Raw genomic sequence first — 1,957 nt, 5'->3', positions numbered from 1 at the left:
CCCCCGGCAGGCGCCCGCATCCGACGCCGCACGCCCGGGCCGCGGCCGAAGCCTGGCAGCGGCTGCTGGCCGGGCGCGCGGGCACGGCAGCCGGCCAATGGCTGTGGACCGCCGCGTCCGATCCCGACCGGCCGTCGGCGACGGCACCCGTTCCCGACCGGCCACCGGGGACACCCGCTCCTGATCGGTTGCTGGCGACGCCCGTTCCCGGTCGGTTGCCGGCGACGCCCGGTCCCGATCGGCTGTCAGAGAAGCCCGATCCGCACCGCTCGCCGGCCGGGCCCGCCACGTCCGCCGCCCAGCACACCCAGCACACCCCGCTCCCGCCGTACGCGCACGGCGCCGCCCGCCCGCTCGGGCTCACCGCGCATCCGCTGCCGGTCCGCCCCGAACTCGGGCCGGTCGCCGCAGGGTCCCGGCCACCCTTCGACCGGAGCGTGTACGAACGGGTGGCGACCACGCTGCGCACCACGCCCGAGCGCGCCGATCTGCCCCCGGTGCCCGAGCTGGTGGCCGACGAGATCACCCGCGGCTGTGCGCCGTGGGCGCTGCACGAGGAGTCGCTGCGGGTGGCCGCGACGGTCGGTGTGGAACTCGCCCTCGGCCTGCGCCCACTGGGTACGGGATGGGCGCCCGGGCCCATCGGCCGCGACGGCCACGACGACACGGGTGACGCCGGTGGGGTGGGCGAGACGGGTGACGCCGGTGACACGGGTGACGCGCGCGGCCCGGGCGCGGCGGCAGCCCGCGGGGCGGTAGCCGACGGCCCAGCAGCCGACAGCGTGGCGTACGGTGCGGCCCGCAGCGGCCGGTTCCCGGTCGGCGCGCCGCCCGCCGCGCCCCGCGCGGTCAACGCCCGCTGGCAGCGCGAGGCGTACGTCCTGCGCACCCGCCGGCTGACCCTCACCCCCGGGCACCCCCGACCGGCCGACACCGACACCGCTGTCGGCACCGACACCTCCGCCGACCCGCGCACCCACGCCCGCACCGATGCCGCCGCCGCGCCGGCAGGCCCGCTGGCCAAGGTCGCGGCCGAGTTGCACACACCCTGGCGGGCGTACGTGCGGCGGCTGTGGGTGCGGCTGCACGGGCGGGACGTCCGCACGGCCCCGCTCACCGTGCACGAGGTGTGGGACGTCCTGGACGGTGTGGCCCGCTCCGTCATGCTCGACCACCGGGCGCAGGTCCGTCAGGCGCTGGCGCCGGCCACCGCGGGCTGCGCCACCGCGCCAGGCCCAGCCGCCGCCGGCCTCGCCGACCTGGGGGCCGGCCGGTGAGCAGCACCCTGCGGATCGAGCAGACGGCCGACGGCCTGTGCGTCCTGACCCCGCTTCCCGGGCGCCCCGCCCGTACGCCCAGCGTGCTCGACCCCGAGCCCGGCGTTGACGTCGCCCTCCTTGAGGTCGCCGGCGGCCACCTCACCTGGAGCGTGCTGGACGCGCACCGGGAGCCGGTCGCGGTGCTCGACGAGCCCGCCGCGGCGCAGGGCTGGGTGTGGGCGCTGTACGGGGAGCCGGCGGCGCTGGCGCTGGCCGTCGCGGCCAAGGCGGTGCCCGGGCCGCCGGTCGAGGTGCCCGTCAGTCCCGGTCTGCCCGAACTGGCCGCCGACGCCCGCAGTTGGGCGTACGCGCAGTGGGCCGCACGGTGGTGGCCGGCCTCGTCGCTGGACGCCGTACCGGCCCTCGACGCGCGGGCCCTCGCGGACGACCTGGCGCGGCTCGCGGTCCGCTGCGACCTGCTCGGCGCGCCGCGGGAGCCGTACCGGCCGACCGGGTACGGGCCGCCCGACCCCGGCGCGCTGGAGCCGGCGGCGTACCTGCTCGCCGACGTACCGCCGTGGCCGGGAGCGACGCCACCGGAGCACGGGGGCCCTGTCTCTTATAAAAATATCCGAGCCCCCCAGACGGCCTCCTCTCTGGGGTGGGCCGGTAGGGGGTGGATAAACTCGGGGGGGGGG

The 1,957-nt window shown here is 78.5% G+C and carries 2 pseudogenes; both read left to right on the top strand.

Annotated features, from left to right (window positions below):
• Nucleotides 1-1,277: pseudogene (locus tag AAHZ94_RS33360) on the top strand (hypothetical protein); the annotation flags it as partial.
• Nucleotides 1,274-1,957 (top strand): annotated as a pseudogene (locus AAHZ94_RS33355) (hypothetical protein); the annotation flags it as partial. The pseudogenes AAHZ94_RS33360 and AAHZ94_RS33355, both read left to right, overlap by 4 nt.

The organism is Streptomyces sp. HSW2009 (genome assembly GCF_040240285.1).
Lineage (GTDB): Bacteria > Actinomycetota > Actinomycetes > Streptomycetales > Streptomycetaceae > Streptomyces.
The sequence above is the reverse complement of the archived record's forward strand: the minus strand, read 5'-3'. Positions and strand labels throughout refer to the sequence as shown.